This is a genomic window from Lacinutrix sp. MEBiC02595, assembly GCF_053601555.1.
On sequence record NZ_JBSHNU010000241.1, the window covers coordinates 19156 to 45623 of the forward strand.

At 32.8% G+C, this 26468-nt stretch carries 26 protein-coding genes; 15 read left to right on the top strand and 11 right to left on the bottom strand.

Annotated features, from left to right (window positions below):
* The 4 genes from ACVCZW_RS13430 to dnaA all read right to left on the bottom strand — a co-directional run bounded on the left by ACVCZW_RS13430 (position 1) and on the right by dnaA (position 4108).
* Positions 1–717, bottom strand: a complete 717-nt coding sequence (locus ACVCZW_RS13430) for an SAM-dependent methyltransferase (protein WP_452232658.1) — start codon at positions 715–717, stop codon at positions 1–3.
* Positions 717–2120 carry a PQQ-dependent sugar dehydrogenase gene (locus ACVCZW_RS13435; protein ID WP_452232659.1) on the bottom strand — a complete coding sequence of 468 codons (1404 nt, stop codon included), beginning with the start codon at positions 2118–2120 and terminating at the stop codon, positions 717–719. The genes ACVCZW_RS13430 and ACVCZW_RS13435 overlap by 1 nt, the downstream gene beginning before the upstream one ends.
* Positions 2121–2191: 71 nt before the next feature.
* Entirely contained in the window at positions 2192–2647 is a 456-nt protein-coding gene (locus ACVCZW_RS13440; protein WP_452229576.1) for a low molecular weight protein-tyrosine-phosphatase, read from the bottom strand.
* 33 nt (positions 2648–2680) lie between these two features.
* Positions 2681–4108, bottom strand: a complete 1428-nt coding sequence (gene dnaA / locus ACVCZW_RS13445; RefSeq protein WP_452229575.1) for a chromosomal replication initiator protein DnaA — start codon at positions 4106–4108, stop codon at positions 2681–2683.
* A gap of 182 nt (positions 4109–4290) precedes the next feature.
* Here dnaA and ACVCZW_RS13450 point away from each other — a divergent pair, with 182 nt between their 5' ends.
* Positions 4291–4683: an acyl-CoA thioesterase gene (locus tag ACVCZW_RS13450; protein ID WP_452232660.1), complete on the top strand. Its 393-nt coding sequence runs from the start codon at positions 4291–4293 to the stop codon at positions 4681–4683.
* Positions 4684–4693: 10 nt separating this feature from the next.
* Here the strand turns inward: ACVCZW_RS13450 and ACVCZW_RS13455 are convergent, their stop codons facing one another.
* Genes ACVCZW_RS13455 through ACVCZW_RS13475 form a run of 5 tightly spaced genes read right to left on the bottom strand, consistent with a single transcriptional unit; the run spans position 4694 to position 8256 of the window.
* The gene (locus ACVCZW_RS13455; RefSeq protein WP_452232661.1) at positions 4694–5308 is read right to left on the bottom strand and encodes an IMPACT family protein; all 615 of its coding nucleotides are present in this window, start codon (positions 5306–5308) and stop codon (positions 4694–4696) included.
* The gene (locus tag ACVCZW_RS13460; protein ID WP_452232662.1) at positions 5309–6172 is read right to left on the bottom strand and encodes an EamA/RhaT family transporter; all 864 of its coding nucleotides are present in this window, start codon (positions 6170–6172) and stop codon (positions 5309–5311) included. It lies immediately after the preceding gene.
* Complete coding sequence (locus ACVCZW_RS13465) at positions 6169–6780, bottom strand: HAD family hydrolase (protein ID WP_452232663.1); 612 nt, start codon at positions 6778–6780, stop codon at positions 6169–6171. Before ACVCZW_RS13465 ends, ACVCZW_RS13460 begins: the two co-directional genes overlap by 4 nt.
* A 29-nt stretch (positions 6781–6809) precedes the next feature.
* Positions 6810–7793, bottom strand: a complete 984-nt coding sequence (ribD, locus tag ACVCZW_RS13470; protein WP_452232682.1) for a bifunctional diaminohydroxyphosphoribosylaminopyrimidine deaminase/5-amino-6-(5-phosphoribosylamino)uracil reductase RibD — start codon at positions 7791–7793, stop codon at positions 6810–6812.
* A 7-nt stretch (positions 7794–7800) separates the two neighbouring features.
* Complete coding sequence (locus ACVCZW_RS13475) at positions 7801–8256, bottom strand: LEA type 2 family protein (RefSeq protein WP_452232664.1); 456 nt, start codon at positions 8254–8256, stop codon at positions 7801–7803.
* Positions 8257–8308: 52 nt separating this feature from the next.
* On the opposite strand from ACVCZW_RS13475, the gene ACVCZW_RS13480 reads away from it, so the two are divergent.
* The 5 genes from ACVCZW_RS13480 (at position 8309) to ACVCZW_RS13500 (ending at position 13847) form a co-directional block, all read left to right on the top strand.
* On the top strand, positions 8309–8800 hold the full coding sequence (locus tag ACVCZW_RS13480) for a GNAT family N-acetyltransferase (protein WP_452232665.1): 492 nt from the start codon (positions 8309–8311) through the stop codon (positions 8798–8800).
* Positions 8801–8815: 15 nt separating this feature from the next.
* Positions 8816–9697: a peptide chain release factor N(5)-glutamine methyltransferase gene (gene prmC / locus ACVCZW_RS13485; RefSeq protein WP_452232666.1), complete on the top strand. Its 882-nt coding sequence runs from the start codon at positions 8816–8818 to the stop codon at positions 9695–9697.
* A gap of 97 nt (positions 9698–9794) precedes the next feature.
* Complete coding sequence (ligA, locus tag ACVCZW_RS13490; RefSeq protein WP_452232667.1) at positions 9795–11789, top strand: NAD-dependent DNA ligase LigA; 1995 nt, start codon at positions 9795–9797, stop codon at positions 11787–11789.
* Positions 11790–11904: 115 nt separating this feature from the next.
* A complete protein-coding gene (locus tag ACVCZW_RS13495; RefSeq protein WP_452229566.1) occupies positions 11905–12597 on the top strand; it encodes a hypothetical protein in 693 nt (230 codons plus the stop codon).
* A gap of 548 nt (positions 12598–13145) precedes the next feature.
* A complete protein-coding gene (locus ACVCZW_RS13500) occupies positions 13146–13847 on the top strand; it encodes a hypothetical protein (RefSeq protein ID WP_452229565.1) in 702 nt (233 codons plus the stop codon).
* A gap of 13 nt (positions 13848–13860) precedes the next feature.
* Here the strand turns inward: ACVCZW_RS13500 and ACVCZW_RS13505 are convergent, their stop codons facing one another.
* Both ACVCZW_RS13505 and ACVCZW_RS13510 read right to left on the bottom strand, forming a co-directional pair.
* Positions 13861–14778 carry a bifunctional metallophosphatase/5'-nucleotidase gene (locus ACVCZW_RS13505; protein WP_452229564.1) on the bottom strand — a complete coding sequence of 306 codons (918 nt, stop codon included), beginning with the start codon at positions 14776–14778 and terminating at the stop codon, positions 13861–13863.
* Between the two features lie 5 nt (positions 14779–14783).
* Positions 14784–15545, bottom strand: a complete 762-nt coding sequence (locus ACVCZW_RS13510; protein ID WP_452232668.1) for a 5'-nucleotidase C-terminal domain-containing protein — start codon at positions 15543–15545, stop codon at positions 14784–14786.
* Between the two features lie 71 nt (positions 15546–15616).
* On the opposite strand from ACVCZW_RS13510, the gene ACVCZW_RS13515 reads away from it, so the two are divergent.
* From ACVCZW_RS13515 to ACVCZW_RS13555, 9 genes are all read left to right on the top strand, one after another.
* Positions 15617–16144 (top strand): DUF6913 domain-containing protein, encoded by a 528-nt coding sequence (locus ACVCZW_RS13515; RefSeq protein WP_452232669.1) that lies wholly within the window; start codon positions 15617–15619, stop codon positions 16142–16144.
* A complete protein-coding gene (dapA, locus tag ACVCZW_RS13520; RefSeq protein WP_452229561.1) occupies positions 16137–17018 on the top strand; it encodes a 4-hydroxy-tetrahydrodipicolinate synthase in 882 nt (293 codons plus the stop codon). The genes ACVCZW_RS13515 and dapA overlap by 8 nt, the downstream gene beginning before the upstream one ends.
* Before the next feature lie 205 nt (positions 17019–17223).
* A complete protein-coding gene (locus ACVCZW_RS13525) occupies positions 17224–18036 on the top strand; it encodes an outer membrane protein assembly factor BamD (RefSeq protein ID WP_452232670.1) in 813 nt (270 codons plus the stop codon).
* Between the two features lie 6 nt (positions 18037–18042).
* Positions 18043–18369 (top strand): DNA-directed RNA polymerase subunit omega, encoded by a 327-nt coding sequence (locus tag ACVCZW_RS13530; protein WP_452229559.1) that lies wholly within the window; start codon positions 18043–18045, stop codon positions 18367–18369.
* Between the two features lie 9 nt (positions 18370–18378).
* Positions 18379–19590, top strand: coding sequence for a bifunctional phosphopantothenoylcysteine decarboxylase/phosphopantothenate--cysteine ligase CoaBC (gene coaBC / locus ACVCZW_RS13535; RefSeq protein ID WP_452229558.1), 1212 nt, complete (start codon positions 18379–18381; stop codon positions 19588–19590).
* Positions 19583–20470 carry a type IX secretion system protein PorD gene (porD, locus tag ACVCZW_RS13540; RefSeq protein WP_452229557.1) on the top strand — a complete coding sequence of 296 codons (888 nt, stop codon included), beginning with the start codon at positions 19583–19585 and terminating at the stop codon, positions 20468–20470. The genes coaBC and porD overlap by 8 nt, the downstream gene beginning before the upstream one ends.
* A gap of 87 nt (positions 20471–20557) precedes the next feature.
* Positions 20558–22210 carry a DNA repair protein RecN gene (gene recN, locus ACVCZW_RS13545; RefSeq protein ID WP_452229556.1) on the top strand — a complete coding sequence of 551 codons (1653 nt, stop codon included), beginning with the start codon at positions 20558–20560 and terminating at the stop codon, positions 22208–22210.
* 117 nt (positions 22211–22327) lie between these two features.
* Positions 22328–23140 (top strand): enoyl-ACP reductase FabI, encoded by an 813-nt coding sequence (locus ACVCZW_RS13550; RefSeq protein WP_452229555.1) that lies wholly within the window; start codon positions 22328–22330, stop codon positions 23138–23140.
* 206 nt (positions 23141–23346) lie between these two features.
* Entirely contained in the window at positions 23347–26382 is a 3036-nt protein-coding gene (locus tag ACVCZW_RS13555; RefSeq protein WP_452229554.1) for a choice-of-anchor J domain-containing protein, read from the top strand.
* The last annotated feature ends 86 nt before the right edge of the window (positions 26383–26468 follow it).

Below are 26468 nucleotides of genomic sequence, written 5' to 3' on the forward strand. Positions count from 1 at the left end.
CTAGCTTTTATGTATTATAAAAATGGTTGGTCTTTTATGAAGGTCAACCTTATTTTTTTTCCATTCGTTTACAGATTTCGTCTTTATATATTCGGTTGGTAATGTAATGTCACAAGCAACACAAACTTGCGTATTACTTTCCAAATATTGACACATGTCTTCTAACATTTTATTGTTTCTGTACGGCGTTTCAATAAAAAGCTGTGATTGATTTTTTTCGAAAGAAAGGCGCTCTAATTGTTTTATCTCTTGTTTCTTTTCATCTTTATCAATAGGTAAATATCCATTAAAAGTAAAGCTTTGTCCGTTCATTCCAGAACTCATCATTGCTAATAATATAGAAGAAGGTCCAACCAAAGGAACTACTTGTATGTTTTTATCATGTGCAATTTTTACTATATCTGCTCCAGGATCTGCAACGCCAGGGCAACCAGCATCCGATAGTAGTCCAACATTTTTTCCTTGTAAACAAGGTTCTAAATAACTTGGCAATTCCATAGGATCTGTAAACTTGTTTAAAGGAAACAAGGTTAGTGAAGCTTGTTGTTTTCTTGGTTCAATGCTTTTAATAAAGCGTCTTGCATTTTTTTCGTTTTCAACAATAAATGTGTCTACTTGCTCTATTACTTTTTTTACTGAAATAGGTAAAACTTCTAAAGGCGCATTGTCGCCTAATGTTGTAGGTATAAGGTATAATTTACCGATAATATTGTCCATTACTCTTTAATAAATTTACTCGTTTTTTTGCTTCCGTTTTCGGCATTAATTTCAATTAAATACAATCCGCTTTGCATTTCTTTAGTCGATAAAGTGGTTATAGTTAAGTCTGGTTTTAAAATAGATTTAACTAGTTTCCCGTGCAAATTAAATATATTAATTTCTTTAATTACCTGTGTTGTGTTTCTAAAATCTAAATTTAAACTATCTTTTACTGGATTCGGATACATTTTTATATTAAATACGTTTTGTTCGTTTACACTTAAATCAGCATCTATTATTTTGTAAATAATTCCTGAGTTAAGCCCAGCAATATATAGCTCGCCAGTAACGTCTTCTCCAAAAGCAGAAAAACCATCACTACCAAAATCTTCTATAAACGTTAGATTAAAATTTGTTCCATCTCCTTGTACATAACCAATTTCATCACTACAATAATCGGCAAAAAAATAGAAACCTTCTAAGGTTGGTTGTTCTGTTCCTCTGTATCTATAACCTCCGGTAATCGAGCATTTAAAGGCGCCGTCATTACTATGTGTATATTGCGCCACAGGGAATGTTAATGTGCTTGTAGCAGGGCAATTTGCTGTGTTGTAAGGTGAATCTCCTTCATAGCAGCGCCAACCGTAATTGATTGGAGCGCTTCCATTGGTAACCATATTAATTTCTTCAATTTGGCTTTGTCCAACATCGGCTATCCAAATATCACCTGTGTCTCTATCAAAAGACCACTTCCAAGGGTTTCGTAGGCCATAGGACCAAATTTCTTCCTTTATGCCTTCTGTATTACTAAAAAAGGGATTGTCTGCTGGTATCGAATAATTCAATCCGCCAGTTACAGGATTATCCACATCTATACGTAATAGTTTTCCTAAATGGGAAGTTAAGTTTTGTGCTCTGTTTTCAGGGTCACCACCAGAACCTCCATCTCCTGTAGAAATATATAAATAGCCATCGGTACCGAAATGCATATCGCCACCATTGTGATTACCGTATGGCTGACTAATATTCATAAAAACTAATTCGGAATTGGGGTCTGCTGTATTTAGTGAGTTTCTTGTAAATCTAGAAATTACCGTGTCTGCACTATTATTTATATAGTTTACAAATAAATACCCATTGGTAGAATAGTTTGGATGAAAAGCTATGGCTAATAAACCTCGTTCTCCACCACTATTAGTGACAATAGGATTGATATTTAAAAATGGCGTCGTTGCTAAGGTGCCGTCTGCATTAATGATTTTAATAACACCAGCTCTTTCCGCAACAAAGAGTCTATCATCACCTGCGTGTTTTACGTTTACCGGTTTGGAAAGTCCGCTAGCAAAAAGTTCAATATTTATATTTTGAGAGAAACACGGAAAAGAAAACAATGCTATTATTAAGAGTATAATAGATTTCATGTGGTACTGTTTTAAGGAGTTGTGCTTTAAATTACAAAATATATAAACTAAAACACTTGGTTTTCAATGTTTTAATTCTTTAAAACTTTTTCCTTTATAACATCTGTAGCTTCGTCTAGCATTTTAAAAACATTTTCAAAACCTTGAGCGCTGTCGTGGTAAGGATCAGGAACATCGTAGTTTTGATTGGGATATACTTCGTTTAAAATGAGTTTTACCTTAGCGATATCATTTTCATTTCTAGCAAGTTTTACCACGTTTTTAAAGTTGGAATTGTCCATGACGTAAATTAAATCAAAAACATCAAAATCGGAAACATCAAATTGTCTACCGCGTTGATTGGTGATATCAATACCATATTTTTCTGCAACTTGAATAGAGCGTTTGTCTGGTAGGTCACCAATATGATAATTTCCTGTTCCAGCAGAATCTATAGTAAAATCATCGTTAAGTTTAGCACGTAAAATACCTTCTGCCAAAGGAGAACGACAAATATTACCAAGGCAAACCATTAGTATTTTAGTCATAATATTTTATTTGAAAAATGCGGTATTTGAAATTTAAACCGAAAGCTTTTTAGTTAAATCTTCTACGTATTTTCTAAATTGTTTATCTGTAGAAGATAAGTTGTTAACCGTTTTACAAGCGTGAAGTACAGTGGCATGATCTCGTTTACCAATTTGCGAACCAATACTTGCTAGTGAAGCTTTAGTCAGTTTTTTGGCAAAGAACATGGCTAATTGTCTCGCTTGTACAATATGACGTTTTCTAGTTTTAGATTGTAGCGTATCTACATCCATTTGAAAATAATCGGAAACTATTTTCTGGATATAATCTATAGAAACCTCACGTTTTGTGTTTTTTACAAACTTTTCAACGACTTGTTTTGCTAAGTCAATAGTAACCTCTTTTTTATTAAAAGAAGATTGTGCAATTAAAGAGATAATTGCGCCTTCAAGCTCTCTAATATTAGATTTAATATGTTTTGCAACATACTCAATAATATCATCCGGCATTTCTACACCATCACGATATAATTTGTTTTTTAATATAGATACTCTGGTTTCAAAATCTGGCGTTTGCAATTCTGCAGAAAGTCCCCATTTAAATCTAGATAATAAGCGTTGCTCAATATCCTGCATGTCAACAGGAGCTTTGTCACTAGTTAAAATAACTTGCTTTCCGTTTTGGTGTAAATGGTTAAAAATATGAAAGAATACATCTTGTGTTCCAGATTTACCAGATAGAAATTGTACATCATCAATAATTAAGATGTCTATTATTTGATAAAAATGAATAAAATCATTTCTGTTATTTTTCTTAACCGAGTCTATGTATTGCTGCGTGAATTTTTCAGCAGAAATATATAAAACTGTTTTTTCAGGGTATTTATCTTTAATATCTACACCAATAGCATGTGCTAAATGTGTTTTTCCAAGACCAACGCCTCCAAATATTAATAAAGGGTTAAAAGATGTTCCTCCTGGTTTGCTAGCTACAGCTAATCCTGCACTTCTAGCTAAACGGTTAGAATCTCCTTCTAAAAAGTTCTCGAAATTATAGTTCGGATTTAGTTGCGACTCAATTTTCACATTTCTAATTCCGGGAATAATAAAAGGGTTGCGTAATTCGCGATTTTTATTGTTTAAAGGAATATCGACATCTTGCGCTTTTACAGAAGATCTATTCGAACTAGGAATTCTTTCGGTAAAAGGTTGTTTATTACCATAAGTGTTTTCCATTTTAATAATGTAAACTAGTTTGGCTGTTTCGCCTAACTCTTTGGTAAGTGCAACTTTTAGGATTTTCACATAATGCTCTTCTAGCCATTCGTAAAAGAATTTACTAGGTACTTGAATACTCAAAGCATTTTCTGCAAGTTTAACTGCAACAATTGGCTCGAACCAAGTTTTATAAGCTTGCGGCTGAATATTATCTTTTATAAATTCAAGACAATTATTCCAGACCGATTGCGCAGTAATACTCATTATTTATAGTGAAATTTATTGTTAGTTAAAAAAAGAGGAATTGATTTCCTCTCGTTGATTATAGCTCGGCAAATATGTGAACAAATTTATTAATAAAAAAATATTTTATAGTTGAATATTAGGAAATTTTATTGCATGTTTAAACCGTTACCGAAACTACAAAAAAATAACGAGATATTAGTATGAATGAGAATGAAATTTTTATAAGAATTAGATATGGTGAAACCGATCAAATGGGTGTTGTTCATCATGGCAATTACGCATTATACCTAGAAATGGGAAGGACAGAGTGGTTAAGAACGTTTGGCATTTCTTACAGTCAAATGGAAAGGGAAGGTGTTATGCTTCCTGTGATTTCTATGTCTTTAAATTATAAGAAATCAGCCTATTACGACGACGTTGTTAAAGTGAAAACACAACTTAAAAAAACACCTTCCGTAAAAATAGAATTTGAATATGAAATTACAAACGAAGCTGGTGAGATTTTAGTACAGGCGAATACCGTTTTGGCATTTATTAACATGAAAACGAAAAGACCGATGAAATGTCCAGATTATATTTTAGATAAACTGTAGAAACTTCTCGTTATACGACTTCGATTTTTATTTCGAATTGATTGTCGAAAGTTTCAAATACAGATTCGGAGTTGTTTTTTCTCACAGAAATAAAAACTTTACAGTCCAATTCTAAAATTTGATTCGTAATATTTAAGTTTTTCTCTTTTATAATACGCATCACTTTATTCATGTTTTTGTATTCAAAAGAGATGCAGTATTCGATATTAATTGTTTTTGTGATAATTTTGGAAGCATCTAAAGCCATTTGTGCTCCGGTTCGGTATGCATTAATTAATCCGCCAACACCAAGTTTTACACCTCCATAATAGCGTAATACAACGATTAGGATATTGGTAACAGCATACGATTGTATTTGTCCGTAAATAGGCATTCCAGCGCTATTATTAGGTTCTCCATCATCATTTGCTCGGTAGGAAAGCTGTTTTTCGTCGGTTCCAAATTGGTACGCATAACAAAAGTGACCTGCTGTGTGGTGTTGTTTTTTTAAATCTTCCAAGTGCTGTTTTACTTCATCTTCATTCTGAATAGGAAAGGCATAGCCATAGAATTTGGAGTTTTTATCTTTAAACAAAACTGCTTCAGAAGGTGTTGTAATGGTTTTATAGGTGTCTTTTTCTTCCATTTACGCTAAAGTAACTAATACAATAGAAACTATGGCAAGCGCAATTCCTATCCAATTCTTTTTTTGTAATTTTTCTTTAAAAATAATAAGGCCGATTAAAGTCGACAGCATAACGATAGCTACATTATTTATGGTAAAAAGAGTAGAGCTTTCAAAGCCTTCAAATTGTAACGCTTTTAAAAGCATGTAAATAGAATAGTAGTTCGTGATACCTAAAAGGATACCGCCAAAAATACTTTTGTAGTCAAATGTAAATTTTCCTTTTATAGCTTGAATACTAAGTAGTGCTATTCCTATTAAGCCTGCAATACAAAAAATGGTTGCAGAAAAAATGGGAATGCCATTCTGTGAAACATAACTTGTTTCAATATACTTTATCGAGGTATCTATGGTGCCAGATCCAAAAAACAATAAAATAGGAAGCCATAAGTTTTTAATATTAAACGCTTCGGTTTTCGATTTTGCCGAAGTTAAATACACTGCAACCAAAGCTAGAATTATACCAACTCCTTTTTGCCAACCTAAACTTTCGTTATAAGCATACAAACCAAAAATAATAGGAATTACAACGCTCATTTTACTAGCCACAGATGTAACCGTTAGTCCGTTTCGTTGTGCAGTTAATGCCATAACATTAAAAATGGAGATGAACAGAAAGCCTAAACCAATAGCGCCAAAAAACCAATCTTCATTTAGGATTTTAGTAATATTTACGGGTTCTTCGTACATTAGAACACCTGTTAAACAAGCTGTAAAATAGTTGGCAACAATAGCTTGCAGCGTATTGATTTTGTATTTCCCAAGCAGTTTAAAAATAATGAATATTAGCGTAGATGCTAAGATGCTGAGTAAAAGGTATATCAAAATAAGTCTTTCATAATGGTAAATAAATCGATGATGTCTTCCTTAGTTTCATCAATATTCCAAACGTGTATTCCTAGTTGTTTTGCCGTTTCTGTGTTTGCTAAAGTATCATCAATAAATAGGGATTCTTCCGCTTTAATATTGTTTTTGGCTAAAACGAATTCATAAATATTAACATCTGGTTTTCGTAATTGAATTTCGTGTGAAAGATAAAATGGATCAAAACAATTTTTAAAATCTTCGTAAAACGAAACGTTTTCTTTAATCCAATCGATATGAAGTTCATTCGTATTACTTAATAAAATAAGTTTATACTTTTTATCTGCAGCTAATTGTTGGATGAATTCTAATCGCTTTCGCGGAAAATCCTTCAGAATAAAATTCCATGCTGCAACAATTTCATCTTCGGTTAACTTCGGAAAATTTTCTTGGTAAAATTCTAAGAACTCTTCGGTTTCCAATAATCCTTGTTCATATAATGTATTGATGGCAATGAGGTCTTCAGGAAGCGCATCGACTTCAAAAACGTCTAAAGCATTTTGCATAGCTCCAGCTTTATCTAGGTTGATGAATACGTCTCCAAAATCGAATATTAAATTTTTAATCATATTTATTTCCTGCGTAGACAGGAATCTTTTTAATTATTAGTAAATATTTTAAGAGTATCTTCTATTAACTTTTCTGTAGAAGCAAGATGTCCATAAAATTTTGGTGCTTTAACGCCTTCTTTAAATAGTATGTTTCCTGTAAATACTCGAGCTTCATCCCAAAGATTTTCATCTATAAATAGTTGCAAGGTTTTAGAACCACCTTCAATAATTATAGAATTTATGTTTTCCTTATGTAAATGAGTGCAAATAGCTTTTGCATTATGGTCTTTAAAAGTGATGGTTTCGGCTTGGTCATTAAAAACAGCATATTCCTTAGATAGTAAGTTATTTCTGTCTAAAACCACGCGAATCGGATTGTTTCCTGTGTAATCTCTAACCGTTAAACTCGGGTTGTCTTTAATAACGGTATTGGTACCAACAAGAATTGCTTGTTCTTCTGCGCGCCATTTATGCACTAACTGTCTAGATATTTCATTGGTTATCCAAACAGGTTTGTTTTCATCTTTGTATTTGGGAGCGATAAAACCATCCGTAGTTTCTGCCCATTTTAAAATAATATACGGACGCTTTTTGTTATGGAATGTGAAAAAACGTTTGTGGTGCTTTTTACAGTCTTCCTCTAGAATACCTACAGTTACATTACAGCCAGAATCTCGTAGTTTTTTAATTCCTTTACCTGCAACTTCCGGATTATCATCTACACAGCCAATGACCACATTCGGTATTTTATGAGTAATAATAAGATCGCTACAAGGCGGTGTTTTTCCAAAATGGCTACACGGTTCTAGTGTAACATATAAGGTGGATTCTTGTAAAAGGGTTTTATCTACAACAGCATTTATTGCGTTTACCTCGGCATGATTGCCACCATAAGCACTAGTGTAGCCTTCGCTAATAATACGACTATTGTGTACAATTACAGCGCCAACCATAGGATTTGGTCTTGTGGTTCCTAGTCCGAGTTTTGCAATTTGTATGCAACGTTTTATGTAGTCTTCGTGTGTAATAATGAAAAATTTAGAATTTGATTTTTACGTTTTCAGTTTGGTCTACATCATAAGTGTGTGAAAAACCAAATACTTTATATTTAATTTGTCCCTTATACTGTACTTTCATTTTTTGTGAAAGAAAACTTCCTAATAAACCACTTAAGCTTTTATCACTAAAAAGACTGTCTGTTGGAACATTTGCTTTTAGCGGAATAGAAAATTCTTTTTTTGCTGGCACTTTAAAGCTTTCTGTGGTAACTGTTGCCATTTGGTTGTTGTTAACAAACACTTTAATTTCGTCTGTTTTTAATTCACCACTAATATCATTTTTATTCAAAAAATACGCATCTGCAGTAAGTGTAATGAATTTAGAATTAGAATCGTCTACCTTTATATTGTCGACTCTTAAAAATTCTGGTTTTTCTTTAACAGAACAACTTATAATAGTAAGGATTACTGTTAATAAGATTATAAACTTCTTCATTTCAATTTTTTTAGATTTAATGTATCTTCACCAGCAAAAATAATATTTATAAGTGAGGAATAACAATATCATTATAAGAGAAATTGAACAAAAGGATAATGCGCAAATAGAAGCGGCTATACGAGGTTGTTTTCATGAATATGAAATCCCTTTGGTTGGTACTGCTTATGAAGATGCCGAAACACCAAGAATGTTTGAGTCTTATCAAAACAAAAACGAGGTTTATTATGTGGTGGAGTTAGATGGGAAAGTTTTTGGAGGTGCTGGAATACAGCCTTTAAAAGATTTTGAAACGGAAGTGTGCGAGATTCAGAAAATGTATTTTGCTCCGGAAGTAAGAGGAAAGGGAATAGGAAAGCCTCTTTTTGAGAAATGTATGGAAGCTGCTAAAGCAATGGGATATAAACAATGCTATTTAGAAACGATTCCGAATCTAAAAGCGGCAATTCATATTTATGAAACTTTCGGGTTTAAGCATTTGGAAGCTCCTTTAGGAAACACAGGACATAACGCTTGTGGTATTTGGATGCTGAAAAATCTGTAATTGATAATGGAATTAATGAGGTTAAAAGAAATACAAAATATATTTCACGAACAGTTAGATGCTATTTATGGTGTAGACGAAGTAAATAGTTTTTTCTATTTGCTAATCGAAGCATGCTGTGATTTTTCTAGAATGAAACTAGCGCTTGAGCCAGGAAAAACGATTACTAAAACGGAAGAAGAGGCTCTAACTAATGCTTTACAAAGGCTTAAAGAAGAAGAACCGATTCAATATATTTTAGGCGAAACAGAATTTTACGGTTTGCCTTTTAAAGTGAATGCAAATACATTAATACCAAGACCAGAAACGGAAGAGCTCGTAGACCTTATTATAAACGATGTCAATTCGATCGCATTCCAGAAACCTATTTCTATTCTTGATATTGGTACAGGAAGTGGTTGTATTGCTATTTCGTTAGCTAAAAACTTACCGAAAGCGAAGGTTTATGCCTTAGATGTTTCCGCGAAAGCGATAGAACAAGCAAAAGAAAACGCAGCATTAAATAATGTAGAAGTGGTATTTATAGAAGCAGATATTTTAAATGAAAAGTCTTGGGATTTGGCGTTTTCTAGTTTGGAATTGGACATCATTGTATCCAATCCGCCATACGTTAGAAACTTAGAGAAGCAAGAAATGAACTCCAACGTTTTGCAAAACGAACCGCATTTGGCACTGTTTGTAGAAGACGATAATCCGTTGCAATTTTATGAAGCAATAACAACATTTGCGGTAGATCACTTGAAACCAAAAGGCGAATTGTATTTTGAAATAAACGAGTATCTTGGTGCAGCAATGATTGCTTTATTAGAAGAGAATGGTTTTGAAGCTATAGAATTAAAGCAAGATATTTTTGGAAAAGATAGAATGCTAAAAGGAATAATGAGTAACGATTGCTGATAAGAGATTTTTGATTTCAGATTTTGATTAAGAAAATAGATCCTTATATCCATCTGTTGACAGAAAGGTTTTTTAGGGAAAGAGATAAAAGAATTAAATGAATACAAAAGAATACATACAAAACTTACGTAGCGAGCTTCGTGAGCACAACTATAATTATTACGTTTTAGATAATGCGACTATTAGTGATTACGATTTTGATATAAAATTAAAAGAACTACAGGCCTTAGAAGAAAAACATCCAAAATTTTTTGATGCCAATTCGCCAACTTTAAGAGTGGGAGGAACGGTTACTAAAAACTTCAATACGGTTGTACATGCGCATAGAATGTATAGTTTAGATAATTCGTATTCTCTAGAAGATTTACAAGATTGGGAAACTAGGATTAAAAAGATGGTGGATGGCGAAATTCAATACACCTGCGAATTAAAATATGATGGTGCATCGATTAGTTTGACGTATGAAAACGGAAGTTTACTTCGCGCAGTAACTCGTGGAGATGGTATGCAAGGAGATGAAGTAACAGCAAATATTAAAACGATTAAATCGGTACCATTGCAATTAAAAGGAAGCTATCCAGCAAAATTTGATATTCGTGGAGAAATTGTTTTGCCTTTTGAAGGGTTTAATAAGATGAACGAAGAGCGCATTGATATTGGGGAAGAACCATATAGAAACCCAAGAAATACAGCTTCGGGAAGTTTAAAACTTCAAGATAGTGCGGAGGTTGCAAAACGACCATTAGAATGTTTGTTGTATAATATTACAGGAGATAATTTAGGGATTGCTACACAAATGGAAAGTCTAGAGAAAGCAAGACAGATGGGTTTTAAAGTTCCAGAAGCCGCCAAACTAGCAAATTCTATTGAAGCCGTTTTAGAATTTGTAAATTATTGGGATACAGAAAGACATAATTTGCCATACGAAACAGATGGCGTAGTAGTAAAGGTGAACGATTTACAGCAACAAGAAGAATTAGGATATACTGCCAAAGCACCACGTTGGGCGATGGCTTATAAGTTTAAAGCAGAGCAGGTTTCTACGCGTTTAAATAGTATTTCGTATCAGGTTGGAAGAACGGGAGCGATAACGCCAGTTGCCAATTTGGAGCCTGTAGAATTAGCAGGAACGACTGTAAAAAGAGCTTCTTTACATAATAGCGATCAAATTGAAAAGTTAGATATTCGAGTTGGTGATGAGGTGTTTGTAGAAAAAGGAGGAGAGATTATACCTAAAATAATTGCGGTAGATTTTACCAAACGACCAGAAGATTCACAACCAACCATATACATAGCCCATTGTCCGGAATGTAACACGCTTTTAGAAAGAGATGAAGGGGAAGCCAAACATTTTTGTCCGAATTATAATGGCTGTACGCCACAGATTGTTGGAAGAATTCAACATTATATTTCTAGAAAAGCAATGGATATTGAAGGTCTTGGTGGCGAGACTGTTGCGCTTTTGGTACAAGCAGGATTGATAACAAATTATTCCGATTTATATACGCTAACTAAAGAACAGTTGATGCCATTAGAAAGAATGGCAGAAAAAAGCGCTGAGAATTTAATCAATGGCGTGGAAGCTTCTAAGCAAATCCCTTTTGAAAGGGTTCTTTTTGCTTTAGGAATTCGATATGTGGGAGAAACGGTTGCTAAAAAATTAGCCAAGCATTATAAAAGTATAGATGCAATAGAAAAAGCGACACAAGAAGAATTAGTAAATGTAGATGAAATAGGAATTAAAATTGCGGAAAGTGTTGTCCTGTTTTTTACTTCGGAAGAAAATAGAAATACGATTGAAAAACTAAGAAGTTTTGGAGTGCAATTGGAAGTTTCGGCCGAAAAATTAGCAAATCAAACCAATAAGCTAGAAGGCAAAATATTTGTAGTTTCAGGGGTTTTCGAAGTTGTTTCAAGAACCGAACTTAAAAAGCTAATAGAAGATAATGGCGGTAAAGTTTCGTCTTCTATTTCTGCTAAGACCAGTTATATTGTAGCTGGAGACAAAATGGGGCCAAGTAAAAAAGAAAAAGCAGAGAAATTGGGAGTGTCCTTAATCTCTGAGCAGGAATTCTTACAAATGGTTCGCTAATTCCGGTGTTTTTTCAGAGGTAAACCGATAAAAGTTATTTATTACCGATAAATTACATTTTTTATTTATATTTGAAAGTTGATAACTTCACTTTTTAGGGTGCTTAAATTATTTTATGTTAGCTGATTATCTTGGTTTTACACTTTTAGGTCTACTAGATATTTCTATCTTTTCTATTTTAGAATTACTAGTTGTCCCGGTAATTACTGTGATTTATTTTATATCCAGAAAAAAGAAGTCTTTGTTTTTTTTTCTCTTTTTAGTTAGTTATTCTTCTGCAGATATTTTGCATATAATGGATGATGATAATTTATCAGAAACGCTATATTTTGTATGTAATATACTTTATGTTGTTTCCTTCTTTTTTTTGTTGTTCGAAATTTTTAAGGCTTTGGATTTTAGAGTCCTTATTAAGAAATTTCTAATTCAAACTATTGTATTATTTGTTCTTGTAATCTATCTGTTCACCGTTTTGTATGGAATAATAGACCCTATTTTGTTTGATTCTAAGGTTCTAAATTTGGTGCGTTTTGTAGAGCATAGCTATAATTTTATATTGTTAGTTTTGTTGGCTATCTCTTTTTTGAATTTTCTTGAAAATGATACCCGGAAATCCTTGTTTCTGTTTATAGGTTGTTTAGCAATAAGTTTTTCAGATTTTTTATTGATTGGCTATTACTATCTGTCGGACCTTGAAATTTTAAATTATATTGCTATCGCGTTAAATATATTTGCTTTTGTAATGTTTTACCTTCAAACAGATTTAGAAATAAACTCAAAAAAAAAAGGAGCTAATATTTTTGCGTAATTAATTTCAGCGCATCTTGTCTATCCCAGTTCAGAATATTCCGGATACTATAAAAGAGACTACTACAGTAATAGATAGTGCACCACTGTCTGGATTAGTTGTAATCCCTAGTTTTTAGCTATATTATAATGGCCTCCCGTTGAGGTTATGGATAGCGTTGCTCTAATGCAAGCCTTATTGAAATACCAGCGATAAGTTCTAAAATCCTTAGTAAACTTCTAATCTGATTTTTTCAAAAATAGATGCACTATCCAGATGTGTTGTACATTTAAATTGTAAAGATGGTCTTTAAAGGTATAGAGATAATTATGTTTAATTTTAAAGGCAAGTGTTTTTTCAAGTTTAAATATTTTAAAATGAAATGTTTAGTAGAAAGTGGCTTTAGCTTATTATATAGTTGAAGAATTTTACTGTAAATCAAATAAAACCTATGTATTTCATCGATTAAATGTGTAATTTATCCGTTGTAAGTAAATTTATTTTATATTTGCGATAACCTACTTATGATTATGATTCTAAAAAATTGGATAAATAAATTTCCAAACAAAATGTTTTTAGGCATATTGTTTGCCCTTATATTAATTAATGTAATTGCTACTATTAGTGAAAATGATTTGTTTCAGCAATTAACAAAACCTCTTTTTGTTCCTGTATTTTTAATCTATTTTCTATTAAAGAATAAGCAAATTACAATGGGTGTTTTTGCTTTTTTATTATTTTCTTTTATTGGAGACTTTACTTCTGTTTTTACCTATAATTTAATGCTTGTTAATATTTCTAGTTTAGCGTATTGCTTAAGTTATGCTAGTTTAATTGTAGCGGTAGCCTCTAGAATTAAAAAGTTGCAATTAGATAAAGTGATTAGTTCGTATCTAATTTTTGTGTTTTTAATTAACGCGTATCTGTTATACATTCTTTTTGACGTCATTAAGTATTATATTCCAGATAGTGTCGAGGTGACTTTATTTGGTATTAAAAGTACTGCTTTAATAGCGCTTGCTTTTGTTTCTTTTGTAGATTATTTAAACTCAGAAACTAAAGAATCTATTCTGTTTTTAATTATGGTTTTATGTTTTTTGTTTTCCGATGTGTTACATTACATAAGCACCTACTATTTATATAATTCGAGCTTTGTAATGATAGATCGAGTTTTACATTTAGTTGGTTTATTCTTTCTGTTTAGTTATATATTAGAAAGGAATAAAGAAGAAAAAAGGGTGGAAGTTAATACCGTTATTCTTTCTTCATAAAACGCGAACAGATTTACACTAAAATAGAAGTTCCTTTTGCGGCTTTGTTTTTGTCGGCATCAAAATAGAAGTCTATTTTTCCTAGATTAATTCCGTAGCAACCCACTTGATTCACTAAAACATTTTCACCTATGCTGTTTTTGGCAATGGTTGGTTTTGGTAAAAAAGTATGAGTATGTCCCCCAATAATTAAATCGATATCTTTTGTTGCTTTAGCAAGGTTTAAATCACTAATTTTCTCTGTGAAATTTTTATAATGATATCCTAAATGCGATAGACATATAACTAAATCACATTTTTCGTTTTCTTTTAAAATTCGGCTCATGTCTTGCGCGATTTCCGTAGGATCCAGATATTTCGTTTCTTTATACATGTTTTTGTCTACCAAGCCGTTTAGCTCAATACCTAAGCCGAAAACACCAATTTTAATGCCGTCCTTTTTAAATATTTTATACGGTTTTACAAAGGAGTCCAGTACGGTATTAGAGAAGTCGTAATTAGCAGATAGAAAATCGAACTTAGCATGAGGTAATTGTGCTAATAAGCCATTTATGCCATTATCAAAATCATGGTTTCCTATAGTTGCAGCATCATATTTTAACATGCTCATGAGTTTAAATTCTAGCTCGCCACCATAATAGTTAAAATAAGGTGTTCCTTGAAAAATATCTCCAGCATCTAATAATAAGGTGTTTGGGTTTTCGTTTCTAATATTCTGTATTAAACTAGCTCTTCTGGCAACACCTCCTTGGTTTGGATTTCTTCCATCTTCTGGTCCAAAAGCATCAATATGGCTATGCACATCATTGGTATGAAGTATCGTTATTTTTGTTGCTTTGCTTCCAGAGGTAAACGATTGTAAGCCTAAACCTCCTAATGTGATTAATGCCGCTGTTGCAGATGTTTGTTGTATAAAATCTCTTCTTTTCATCTGGTTTATTTTAATTGAATAAATCTGTCATCAATAACAGGGTTAATGGTATCTTTTTTAAGGAAGTAATCTAATAAAGCATTTCTTACCTTGTAGTTTAAAACATGTAAGCTGTCATTGGTTTGAAAAAAGGTCATTCTATCACCACCATGATATAAATAATCATTAGTAGCAACATAATAGGTTTTTTCGGCTTCAATAGGTTGGTTATTTATAGAAGCATAAACCGCATTAAAATCTTTATCTAATTTAATTTTTAAACCAGAAATAGGATGTGCGCGTTTCGCTTTACTTAAATAATTTATTAAACTGTCTTGAATCGTTTTTCCCTTCATTTCTACAACTACAAGGCTGTTTTCAAAAGGCATAATCTCATAAGCCGTTCTGGTAGTTATGTTTCCTTTAGATATAATGGCACGAATTCCTCCATGATTAAGTAGAACCACGTCTACGTTATGTCCGGTTCGTTTTTTTAATATCGTGCTGGATTCTTCAATAACAGCATCTGCGAATAGGTTACCAATTGCGGTGTTGAAGTCTCCATCTGTCTTCGTGTAGGTATCTACAGCATAAGAAATGACGCTATCTAAATTCTTATTAACATGATCTCTATATGGTTTAACAAAGTCTTCAACCTCTTCATTAATTTCGAGGCTATCCTTAATGTTTATTTGTTTTCCTTCAATTTTAGTAAGGAATAGTTTTTCTTGTTTGCAACTATATATAAAGAGTGCAAAAACAATTAAAAAAAGATGTTTATAATTCATGTGTAAAGGAATAGGTTTTAATAAACAAAACTAACTACTTTTGTTACCTTTGTAAGAAAGTATAAATATAAATGATTTTAAAGGGTTTTAAACAAAATTCTACTAAAAAACATCTTAGTAAATTATTAAATTCTAGACAGGTATTTCTGAATAAGGACAAGATCGCTAGTCTAGGAGTCATTATAAATATAGATGAAATTGATGATTTTGAGTCTTTTAGAAAGCTAGCAGAAACAATTCATGTAAGGCCAAATAAACTTAAAATTATAGCGTTTACTTCTAATAAAAAAGAAGATATAAGTACTTGGGATTTTTGTTTTAATCCGAAAGATTTAAATTGGAAGGGAAAAATAACAAATAAGGAGCTTCAAGTTTTTTTAGATACGCCGTTTGATGCTTTAATTAGTTATTATGAACAAGATGTGTTAGCGCTTAAAATTTTAACAGCGACATCTAAAGCTAAATTTAAAATTGGTGTTTTACAGTCGGATAATAGATTGAATGATTTTATTATTAAAACCAATTTAAAACAGTTTGATGTATTTAAAAATGAATTAATAAAATACCTTAATACATTTAATAAAATAAGTAATGAATAATAAATTTGTAGGTACGGGAGTTGCTTTAATAACACCTTTTAATGAGGATTTAAGTGTAGATCACAAATCTTTAGAAGATATCGTGGCATATAACATAGAAAACGGAACAGATTATCTTGTTATAAGTGGCACGACAGGAGAAAGTGTAACGATTACAGCAGCAGAAAAATTAGCGATAACGAATACAATAATTAAGGCAAATAATGGTAAGTTGCCATTAGTTATAGGAATTGGAGGGAATAATACCGCGCAAGTTGTGGAAGAGATTAAAAATACAGACTTGTCTAATATGGATGCTATTTTATCTGTATCTCCATATTATAGTAAGCCTACGCAAGAAGGTTTGTATCAGCATTTTAAAGCAGTAGCAGAAGCGTCACCAGTTCCAATAATATTATATAATGTTCCTGGAAGAACAGCTAAAGATATGTCGCCAGAAACGACTTTGCGTTTAGCAAAAGATTTTAAAAATATTATTGCCGTTAAAGAAGCAGGAAATAATGTACACCAATATTTACAGCTACTTAAAAATAAGCCGGAAGATTTTTTAGTGCTTTCAGGAGATGATGATTTGGCATTAGGAGTGATATTAGCTGGTGGAGCAGGAGTAATCTCTGTACTTGGTCAAGCGCTTCCTAAAGATTTTACTAAAATGATTAATTTAGGCCTAGAAGGGAAAGCTAAAGAAGCATATGCTTTGCACTTTAAGTTAATGGAAATGACCGCTCTTATTTTTGCTGAAAATAATCCTGCAGGAATAAAAGCAGTTTTTGAAGCATTAAAAATGTGTAGCGCAAAGGTAAGATTACCGCTTGTAGAAGCTACAGAAGAATTAAAAGAAAAAATGGAAGAAGCGCTGAAAGTATTTGTTTAAAAGTTAAATATTACTTAAACCTTTACATTCCTTGATTTCATCAATTATTTTAGCAGAATAATATATTTTTAAAATCCATAATAAAAGACTAATTTTGCATTCTGTTTTAAAATCAAGAAATAAGTGTAACTAATACAAGAAACATTAGAACACTTGATTCTATTATAGAATTGCATGAGATAGTTAAAAACAGTAACGTTAACAAATGAATAAATTAATTTACATTTTATTAGTAGGCTTAGCATTAAGTTCATGCAGTCCATATCAAAAAGCTTTAAATGGCGAAGATATTTCTGCGAAATTTAAAGTAGGAGAAGCCATGTATAACAAAGGGAAATACATGAAGGCTAGTAGGTTGTTTGAGCAAATTATGCCACAATATAGAGGGAAACCTCAAGCCGAAAAACTTTCGTTTTTACACGCAGATTCGTATTACAAATCTAACGACTATTATTTAGCAGGTTATCAATTTGATCGTTTTGCTTCCACATATCCCAAAAGTGAAAAAGCAGAAGAAGCACAATTTCTTTCCGCTAAAAGTAGCTATATGTTATCGCCAGCGTACACTAAAGAGCAACACGCAACTAAAGATGCTATCGAAAAGTTTCAAGTGTTTATTAACTCATATCCAGATTCGGAGTTTATTGTAGAAGCAAATACGCTAGTACATGAGTTAGATGGTAAATTAGAACAGAAATCTTTTGATATTGCATATCAGTATTACAAAACAGTAGGATACACTAGAGACTATAACGCAGCAATAAAAGCTTTCGATAATTTTATATTTGAATTTCCTGGGTCTAAACTTCGTGAAACCGCTTTGTTTTACAGATTAGATTCTGCTTACCAATTGGCTATTAATAGTGTGGAAAGAAAAAAGGAAGAAAGACTAGTAAAAGCAAAAACATATTACCTTTCTTTTGTAGGTAAATATGCAAATTCAAAGCATAGCGATGATACAAAAGATATGCTAGAAAATTTAGAAGAAGAATTAAAAAAATACAGTACTAAAAGTTAATATACTATGGATTTAAAGAAGATTGATGCACCTACAAGTACAACAACGTACAATAGAAATGCAATAGATGAAGCTACGGGAAACATCTACGAATCTATTTCAATTATCTCTAAAAGAGCAGAGCAAATAAATTCTGAAATTAAAAAGGAATTAATTGAAAAATTAGAAGAGTTTGCAACGTACAATGATAGTTTAGAGGAAATCTTTGAAAACAAAGAGCAAATTGAAGTATCTAAATTCTATGAGAGATTACCAAAACCACACGCTTTAGCAGTTAAAGAATGGTTAGATAATAAGATTTACCATAGAAATACAGAAGAAGACAACCAGTAAAAAAAGAAGATGTCTATATTAAGCGGCAAAAATGTACTATTAGGAATAACTGCTGGTATTGCTGCTTATAAAACAGCTTCATTAGTAAGGTTATTTATTAAAGCTGGAGCAAACGTAAAAGTTGTTATGACTCCAGCTAGTAAAGACTTTATAACGCCTTTAACCTTATCTACACTTTCTAAAAACCCAGTATATTCTTCTTTTACAAATGAAGAAGAGGATAACGGTGTTTGGAATAACCACGTAGAACTTGGTCTTTGGGCGGATTATTTTATTGTAGCACCAGCTACAGCAAACAGCATGTCTAAAATGGCAAATGGTGTTTGTGATAATTTACTTTTAGCAACATATCTCTCGGCTAAATGTCCCGTTTATTTTGCGCCTGCAATGGATCTAGATATGTATAAGCATGCATCTACATTAGCATCCTTCAAAAAATTGAAATCCTTTAATAATATAATTATTCCTGCTGCAAGTGGAGAACTTGCTAGTGGTTTGGTTGGCGAAGGTAGAATGGCAGAGCCAGAAGATATTGTTTCCTTTTTAGAAAAGGATATTTTAAGTAAACTTCCGCTTCGTGATAAAAAAGTACTAATAACGGCAGGGCCAACATACGAAGCTATAGATCCTGTGCGTTTTATAGGTAATCATTCTTCAGGAAAAATGGGATTTGAGTTAGCTAAAGCAGCAGCTAATTTAGGCGCTCAAGTATTCTTAGTTACCGGGCCAACACACCAAAAAGTAGCACATAGTTTAATACAAGTAATTCCTGTAGTTAGCGCGCAAGAAATGTATGATGCGGCACATGAGTATTTTAAATCGGTGGATATTGCAATACTTTCTGCTGCCGTTGCAGATTACAAACCTAAAAAAGTAGCAACTCAGAAAATAAAAAAGAAAGATACTACGTTAACCTTAGAGTTAGAAAAAACAAAAGACATATTAGCATCTTTAGGAGAGATTAAAGAAAAACAATTTCTTGTAGGCTTTGCGTTAGAGACTAATAATGAGCTTGAAAATGCAAAAGGAAAACTAAAAAAGAAGAATTTAAACTTAATTGTATTAAATTCGTTAAATGATGAAGGAGCTGGTTTTAAAAAAGAAACCAACAAAGTAACGCTTATAGATGTTAATGAGAATATTACAGAATATGCTCTGAAATCTAAAACAGAAGTAGCAAAAGATATTTTTAATCAAATTATACAACAAATACATGCGTAACATACTATTAGGTCTTATAATGTGTATTAGTTTTGCAGGATTTTCGCAAGAATTAAACTGCAAGGTAGTAGTAAATGCACAGCTAACAGGTAATGAAAACTTACAAATATTTAAAACGTTAGAGAAGCAACTTAATGAGTTTGTAAATAAGACAGAGTGGACGAAGAAAAAATTTGGACCACAAGAACTTATAGAATGTAGTATGGTTATTAATGTTACAGGGCAGAGTAGCGATTTATTTACCGCATCGATACAAGTGCAATCTGCAAGACCAGTTTACGGATCCACCTATACCACTCCCGTTTATAATATAAATGACAAAGACTTTTCTTTTCGATATTTAGAATTTCAAAATCTTATATATAATGAGAATCAATTCGAATCTAATTTAGTTTCTGTGATCGCATTTCATGTCCAAATGATATTAGGTTTAGATGCAGACACTTTTAAATTAAGAGGTGGCGATGCATACTTTAAACAAGCGCAGAACATTGTGAGCTTCTCACAACAAGAAAGTTTTAAAGGATGGAAATTAGAAGACGGTTTACAAAGTAGATTTGTTTTAATAGATAATATTTTATCACCAACATATAAAGACTACAGAGAAGTTTTGTATGATTACCATAGAAAAGGATTAGATACTATGAGTGAAAATGATAAAGAAGCTAAATCTGAAATTGCAAAAGCAATTATTAAAATGGATGCAGTACACAGACAAAGACCAAACTCATTTGTATCCCGTACTTTCTTTGATGCTAAAGCAGATGAAATTGAACAAATTTTCTCTGGAGGACCAAACGTAGATATTAGTGAATTAATGGGGATCCTAAATAAAGTGGCGCCAATGCACTCTAGTAAATGGCGAAACATTACCTTTTAATTTGCCATTCTTACTAGCGTAGCAATCTTTGTAAGTACCTTTATCTAAAAACTTTTTATTGTCTACTGAACACTGAATACTAAAAAAATGCTAAGCTCACTCTCCATAAAAAACTATGCTTTAATCGATGAACTTTTGGTTGATTTTAACCAAGGGTTTACTATTATTACGGGAGAAACTGGAGCAGGAAAATCGATTCTTTTAGGCGGATTATCTTTAATTTTAGGAAAACGGGCAGATTTAAGTAGTTTAAAAAACAAAGATCAAAAATGTGTTATAGAGGCCGTTTTTAATATTGAAAGCTACCAACTAGAAAATCTATTTAAAACCGAAGATCTCGATTTTGAAAGCCAAACCATTATTAGAAGAGAAATACTTCCTTCTGGTAAATCTAGAGCGTTTGTAAATGACAGTCCTGTTAATTTAAACTCTTTACAATTGTTGGGTAAACATTTAATAGATGTACACTCGCAAAACCAAACCATGCAATTGGTAGATGATGATTTCCAGTTTCAAATAATTGATGCTTTAGCAAATAATAAAACGAACTTAGAAAAGTATCAAACCGAATTAAATGGTTTTAAAAAACTTCAGAAAGCATTAAAAGAACTTCATAATTTACAAGCCGAAGCATTAAAAGAACAAGACTATAATACCTTTTTGTTAAAAGAATTAACCGAAGCTAATTTAGTAGATGGTGAATTAGAAACGTTAGAAGAAGAATACGAAACCTTGAATAACATGGAAGAGATTCAAGAAAAACTAACGCATTCTCATCAATTACTACAAGAAGAAGATTTAGGTATTCTTAATATGTTAACGCAATTAAAAAATACATTACAAAAACTATCTACGTATGCAAGTACCTATCAAAACTTATACACAAGAGTAAATAGTAGTCTTATAGATTTAGACGATACTTTTGCAGAAATAGAAACACTTCAGGAAAACTTAGACGCAGATCCCAAAAGATTAGAAGTGGTAAATGCAAAGTTACAAACGTTGCATAATTTGATGCAAAAACATGTAGCGGAAAATGTTTCGGAGTTAATTAGTATTAAAACGGAATTAATAGAAAAGGTTTCTGCTTCCGAAAATCTAGAAGAAAGCATCCTTCAGAAACAAAAAGAAATAGAAACAATAAAGGGTAAACTCGATGGTATTTCTGAAAGTCTACATAAGAACAGACAAAAAGCAATTCCGAAGCTTACCAAAGAACTAGAACGTATTTTAAACGATTTAGGAATGCCAAATGCACAATTTAAAATAGAAGTAGCATTGGTTAAGGAATATATGTATAATGGGAAAGATCAATTATCCTTCTTGTTTTCAGCAAATAAAGGAGGACAGTTTAATGCGCTTAAAAAAGCAGCGTCTGGAGGAGAGTTAGCAAGAATTATGCTAGCCATAAAATCTATATTATCCAATTATATTCAGCTGCCAACTATTATGTTCGATGAAATTGATACCGGAGTTTCTGGTGAAATCGCAAATAAAATGGCAGATATTATGCAAGACATGAGTAAAACCATGCAGGTATTTGCTATTACACATTTACCGCAAATTGCAGCAAAAGGACATACACATTTTAAAGTCTATAAAGAAGATGTCGATGAGGTAACCACTACCAATTTAGTGAAGCTAAATCATGACGATCGTATTGTAGAAATAGCACAAATGCTAGGAGGAATAGAAGTTTCTAGCTCTGCTATGGCGCATGCAAAACAGTTGTTGAATTAAGCAACATACTATGTATGCATAACTAATACCAAATGAATAGGTAGCCCATAAATATTAATTTAGTTACCTTTGAATAACAATTTATAAAACTAACAATACCAAAATAACATATTACATATGTACAATTTATTAAAAGGAAAAAAAGGAATCATCTTTGGTGCATTAGATGAAAACTCGATAGCTTGGAAAACCGCAGAACGTGTTCATGAAGAAGGAGGAACCTTTGTATTAACAAATGCTCCTGTTGCTTTACGAATGGGAACTATTAATGCTTTAGCAGAAAAAACGGGATCACAAGTAATTCCTGCGGATGCTACTTCTATAGAAGACCTAGAAAACCTTGTTGAAAAATCTATGGAGATTTTAGGAGGTAAAATAGACTTTGTTTTACATTCTATTGGTATGTCTATAAATGTTAGAAAAGGAAACGCTTATACAGATCAGAATTATGATTGGACACAAAAAGGAACAGATATTTCTGCAATGTCTTTTCATAAAGTAATGCAAACCTTATATAAAAAAGATGCAATGAATCCTTGGGGAAGTATTGTAGCGCTTACGTATATGGCAGCACAACGTGTTTTTCCAGATTATAATGATATGGCAGATAATAAAGCATATCTAGAAAGTGTTGCTCGTAGTTTTGGGTACTTTATGGGGAAAGATAAAACAGTTCGTGTAAATACCATATCACAATCACCAACACCAACAACTGCTGGTTCTGGTGTTAAGGGATTTGACGGTTTTATTGCATATGCAGATAAAATGTCGCCTTTAGGGAATGCAACCGCTTTAGATTGTGCAAACTATACCGTAGCTATGTTTAGTGATTTAACTAAAATGGTGACCTTACAAAACTTGTTTCATGATGGAGGATTTAGCAATATGGGAGTAAGTAATGAAGTGATGGAAGCTTTTATGGAAAAGTAGTTCATTTTATGAAATTAGGATAAAAAAAAGGCTTTGTGAAAACGAAGCCTTTTTTTTATGTTTAAAATTTATAGTTAGCTATACAATGTATTTTATCGTAAAAATCGGAGTATTAACGATTAGTTAAGCTTTTGGTAAAAGATTTCAATTATTATCAATAGTTTTAGTGCTTATGCTAATAATTAATCAACAAAAACCAATTTAACATGAAAAAAATTACGTTATTACTTTTTGCGATGTTTGCCTTTGCTTGGCAAGCTAATGCGCAATTCACAGAGAATTTTGATACTGAAATTCCAGCAACTTGGACAGTAACGGATGTCGACGGTGGAAATACTTGGCTTCATGTGACCACTGAAAATTACTTAGGTGCTGGTCATGCTCGTATTTCTTATGATTCTAATGCTCATGACGATTATTTAATTACACCACAATTCACAGTTACTGCAGGTGCTTCGGATAGAGTGTCTTTTTGGGCCGCAATCTCAAATAATTGGACAGAAACATTTGAAGTTAGATTATCCACTACAGGTTTTGCTCCAGCTGATTTCACTACCGTTTTGGGTAGTGAAACGGTAACTAGTAACGTGCCAGATTATGTACAATATACATATGATTTATCATCCTATGATGGTATGACTGTTTATGTCGCAATTAGAGCTACAGGTAATAATCAGTTCTATTTGCATATTGATGAGTTTGTTAATGATGCAGCTCCAACGTGTACTACAGCAGTAGTAAATAGTGCAACGGTAACGTCAGATTGTTCAAATGCACAATTTAGCGTGGATGTAGATGTAGCAACAGTAGGAGATGGTGCTAATGTTACCGATGGTTTAGGAGGTTCTTTTCCTGTTGTTTTAGGAGTTGTAACTGCTGGACCTTATGCAACTGGTACTACAGTAACTTTAAATTTGGAGCATACAGATGCTGCTTGTGATTTCTCTCTTGGAGATTTTAGTTACGATGATTGTCCAACACAAGTTATTTGTGGGACACCAACAAATGCTACTGGTTGTTATGAAAATAGTAGTAATTTAGATTGGTTGTTTGCAAGTTCAGATGGTACTAGTGGATTAAAAATCACAGTTAATTCTGGAACAGTTGAAAGTTCGTATGATGAATTTATTGTATATGACGGAGTAGATGCTACGGCACCAGAATTATATAACGGTTATGGTACTGCTGGAGATTTAACTGGATTAACATTTAATTCTACAGGTACTTCACTATTTGTAAGAATAGCAGGAGATTCATCAAACTCTTGTGGTAGTGCACAGCAAACTTCAATAGATTTTAATGTAGAGTGTCTATCTTGTGCTCCTGCAACAGTAACAGCAACATTGGTTGACGATTGTGCAGCTTCTGGAGGATTTAAGATTGAAGTAGATATTACAGATTTAGGTTCAGCGACGTCAATGACAGCTTCAGACGACCAAGCAAGTGCTTCGCAAACTTTAAACGCGGCAGGAATGTTAACTTTTGGACCTTATACAAACGGAACAGTTGTAGCTATAACGGTTGCTAATGATCAAGACGCAGTGTGTTCTTCATCATTTAATGGTTTAGTTCAAGATGCTTGCCCAGCAACAAATGATGAGTGTGCAAACGCTATAGATTTAGATTCCGTAATGAATGTAGATGAAGTAACATGTACTTTAACGTATACTGGTAGTAATCTTGGTGCAACTAGTTCTACAGGAGAAGTAGCTCCTAGTAGTACTTGTACAAATGCTACATCAGATCCAAATCCTAGTGATATTTGGTTTACTTTAACTGTTCCTGCTTCAGGAGGGTTTATTTATGATAGTATTGTGGGGCCTGGATATAGTTCTATTGTAGAAGTGTACACAGGAACTTGTGGTGCTTTAACAGCTTTAGATCCTGTCGTTTGTAATAGCTCTTTAGACGAAAAAATATTTGAAGGCTTAACTCCTGGAGATACAGTATATTTAAGATATTGGGATTATGGTAGTAATGATGAAGGTGCATTAGAGTTTTGTATTAAGCCAACACCTACATGTCCAGAACCAACTGCTGGTTCTGCAACTGCAATTACAGATTCTTCTGCTGATTTAGGTTGGACAGAAGGTGGAACTGCAACAACTTGGAATGTGGAATGGGGAACTGCTCCATTAACAATGGGAACAGGAACTATGATTACTGGTACCATGACAAACCCACAAGTATTAACAGGATTAACTGCAGAAACGGATTACGAATATTATGTACAAGCAGATTGTGGTGGTGGAGACACTAGTTCATGGTCTGGACCATATGCATTCTCAACTACAGAAGTATGTCCTGCACCAACTGCAGGTTCTGCAACTGCAATTACAGAAACTTCTGCTGACTTAGGTTGGACAGAAAATGGAACTGCAACAATGTGGAATATAGAATTAGTTGATGTTGCTGGTGGAGGAACTGTTACAGGAAATGCAACAGCTTCAGGGGTTACAAATCCTTATGCTGCTACTGGTTTAGTAGGAGATAATTCTTATGCGTTTTATGTGCAATCAGATTGCGGTGGTGGAGACACTAGTGATTGGTCAGGACCATATACGTTTGCAACACCTTACGTTGCTGTAATACCAAGTTGTACTAGTGGTGTTTTCTTAGATGGAGGAGGAGCCGGTAGTGATTATCCAAGTGGTGAAAATGTTACATATGTAATTGCGCCAGACGTTGCAGGTGATGCTGTTACGGTTACTTTTACTGCTTTTAGCTCAGAAAATAATGGAACAACAAGTTGTTGGGACGGATTAACAGTTTATAATGGTCCAGATGCAACAGCTGCTACTATTGATCCTCCAGGAGGTGGAACAATTTGGTGTTGGGATAGAGATGATTCTATAAACCAAGGAACAGGAGATTTACAAGGTATGTCTATAACATCCACACATGCATCAGGAACTTTAACCTTTGTGTTTACTTCTGATAGTAGTGTAACAAGAGAAGGATGGGAAGCTACAGTAACTTGTTCTACATTATCTACGCAAAGCTTTGATAACGATTTAGCATTCACTTACTATCCAAACCCTGTATCTAGTGCTTTAGTTTTAAAAGCTCAAAAAGATATAAATAATATAGCTGTTTATAACATGTTAGGTCAAGAAGTACTTCGTACTGCTCCTAATGCTATGAATACAGAAGTTAATATGTCTTCTTTACAAACTGGAGCTTACTTTGTTAAAGTAACTATAGGTAATACTACAGAAACAGTAAGAGTAATTAAGAACTAATTTTTAGATCTTTAAATAATATTATTAAAAGCCACCTTTTTTAAGGTGGCTTTTTTTTGCACCCATAAAATTAAGGAAAAATGTAT

Bases quoted from the DNA above. Each gene is read 5' to 3' on its own strand.
- ACVCZW_RS13555 (WP_452229554.1), top strand. From the start codon at position 23,347: ATGAAAAAAATTACGTTATTACTTTTTGCGATGTTTGCCTTTGCTTGG.
- ACVCZW_RS13475 (WP_452232664.1), bottom strand. From the start codon at position 8,256: ATGAAGAAGTTTATAATCTTATTAACAGTAATCCTTACTATTATAAGT.
- recN (WP_452229556.1), top strand. From the start codon at position 20,558: ATGCTAAGCTCACTCTCCATAAAAAACTATGCTTTAATCGATGAACTT.
- ACVCZW_RS13510 (WP_452232668.1), bottom strand. From the start codon at position 15,545: ATGAATTATAAACATCTTTTTTTAATTGTTTTTGCACTCTTTATATAT.
- porD (WP_452229557.1), top strand. From the start codon at position 19,583: ATGCGTAACATACTATTAGGTCTTATAATGTGTATTAGTTTTGCAGGA.
- prmC (WP_452232666.1), top strand. From the start codon at position 8,816: ATGAGGTTAAAAGAAATACAAAATATATTTCACGAACAGTTAGATGCT.
- ACVCZW_RS13430 (WP_452232658.1), bottom strand. From the start codon at position 717: ATGGACAATATTATCGGTAAATTATACCTTATACCTACAACATTAGGC.
- ACVCZW_RS13465 (WP_452232663.1), bottom strand. From the start codon at position 6,780: ATGATTAAAAATTTAATATTCGATTTTGGAGACGTATTCATCAACCTA.
- ACVCZW_RS13435 (WP_452232659.1), bottom strand. From the start codon at position 2,120: ATGAAATCTATTATACTCTTAATAATAGCATTGTTTTCTTTTCCGTGT.
- ACVCZW_RS13550 (WP_452229555.1), top strand. From the start codon at position 22,328: ATGTACAATTTATTAAAAGGAAAAAAAGGAATCATCTTTGGTGCATTA.
- ligA (WP_452232667.1), top strand. From the start codon at position 9,795: ATGAATACAAAAGAATACATACAAAACTTACGTAGCGAGCTTCGTGAG.
- ACVCZW_RS13440 (WP_452229576.1), bottom strand. From the start codon at position 2,647: ATGACTAAAATACTAATGGTTTGCCTTGGTAATATTTGTCGTTCTCCT.
- ACVCZW_RS13455 (WP_452232661.1), bottom strand. From the start codon at position 5,308: ATGGAAGAAAAAGACACCTATAAAACCATTACAACACCTTCTGAAGCA.
- ACVCZW_RS13525 (WP_452232670.1), top strand. From the start codon at position 17,224: ATGAATAAATTAATTTACATTTTATTAGTAGGCTTAGCATTAAGTTCA.
- ACVCZW_RS13530 (WP_452229559.1), top strand. From the start codon at position 18,043: ATGGATTTAAAGAAGATTGATGCACCTACAAGTACAACAACGTACAAT.
- ACVCZW_RS13500 (WP_452229565.1), top strand. From the start codon at position 13,146: ATGTTTTTAGGCATATTGTTTGCCCTTATATTAATTAATGTAATTGCT.
- ACVCZW_RS13515 (WP_452232669.1), top strand. From the start codon at position 15,617: ATGATTTTAAAGGGTTTTAAACAAAATTCTACTAAAAAACATCTTAGT.
- ACVCZW_RS13495 (WP_452229566.1), top strand. From the start codon at position 11,905: ATGTTAGCTGATTATCTTGGTTTTACACTTTTAGGTCTACTAGATATT.
- dapA (WP_452229561.1), top strand. From the start codon at position 16,137: ATGAATAATAAATTTGTAGGTACGGGAGTTGCTTTAATAACACCTTTT.
- ACVCZW_RS13505 (WP_452229564.1), bottom strand. From the start codon at position 14,778: ATGAAAAGAAGAGATTTTATACAACAAACATCTGCAACAGCGGCATTA.
- dnaA (WP_452229575.1), bottom strand. From the start codon at position 4,108: ATGAGTATTACTGCGCAATCGGTCTGGAATAATTGTCTTGAATTTATA.
- ACVCZW_RS13450 (WP_452232660.1), top strand. From the start codon at position 4,291: ATGAATGAGAATGAAATTTTTATAAGAATTAGATATGGTGAAACCGAT.
- coaBC (WP_452229558.1), top strand. From the start codon at position 18,379: ATGTCTATATTAAGCGGCAAAAATGTACTATTAGGAATAACTGCTGGT.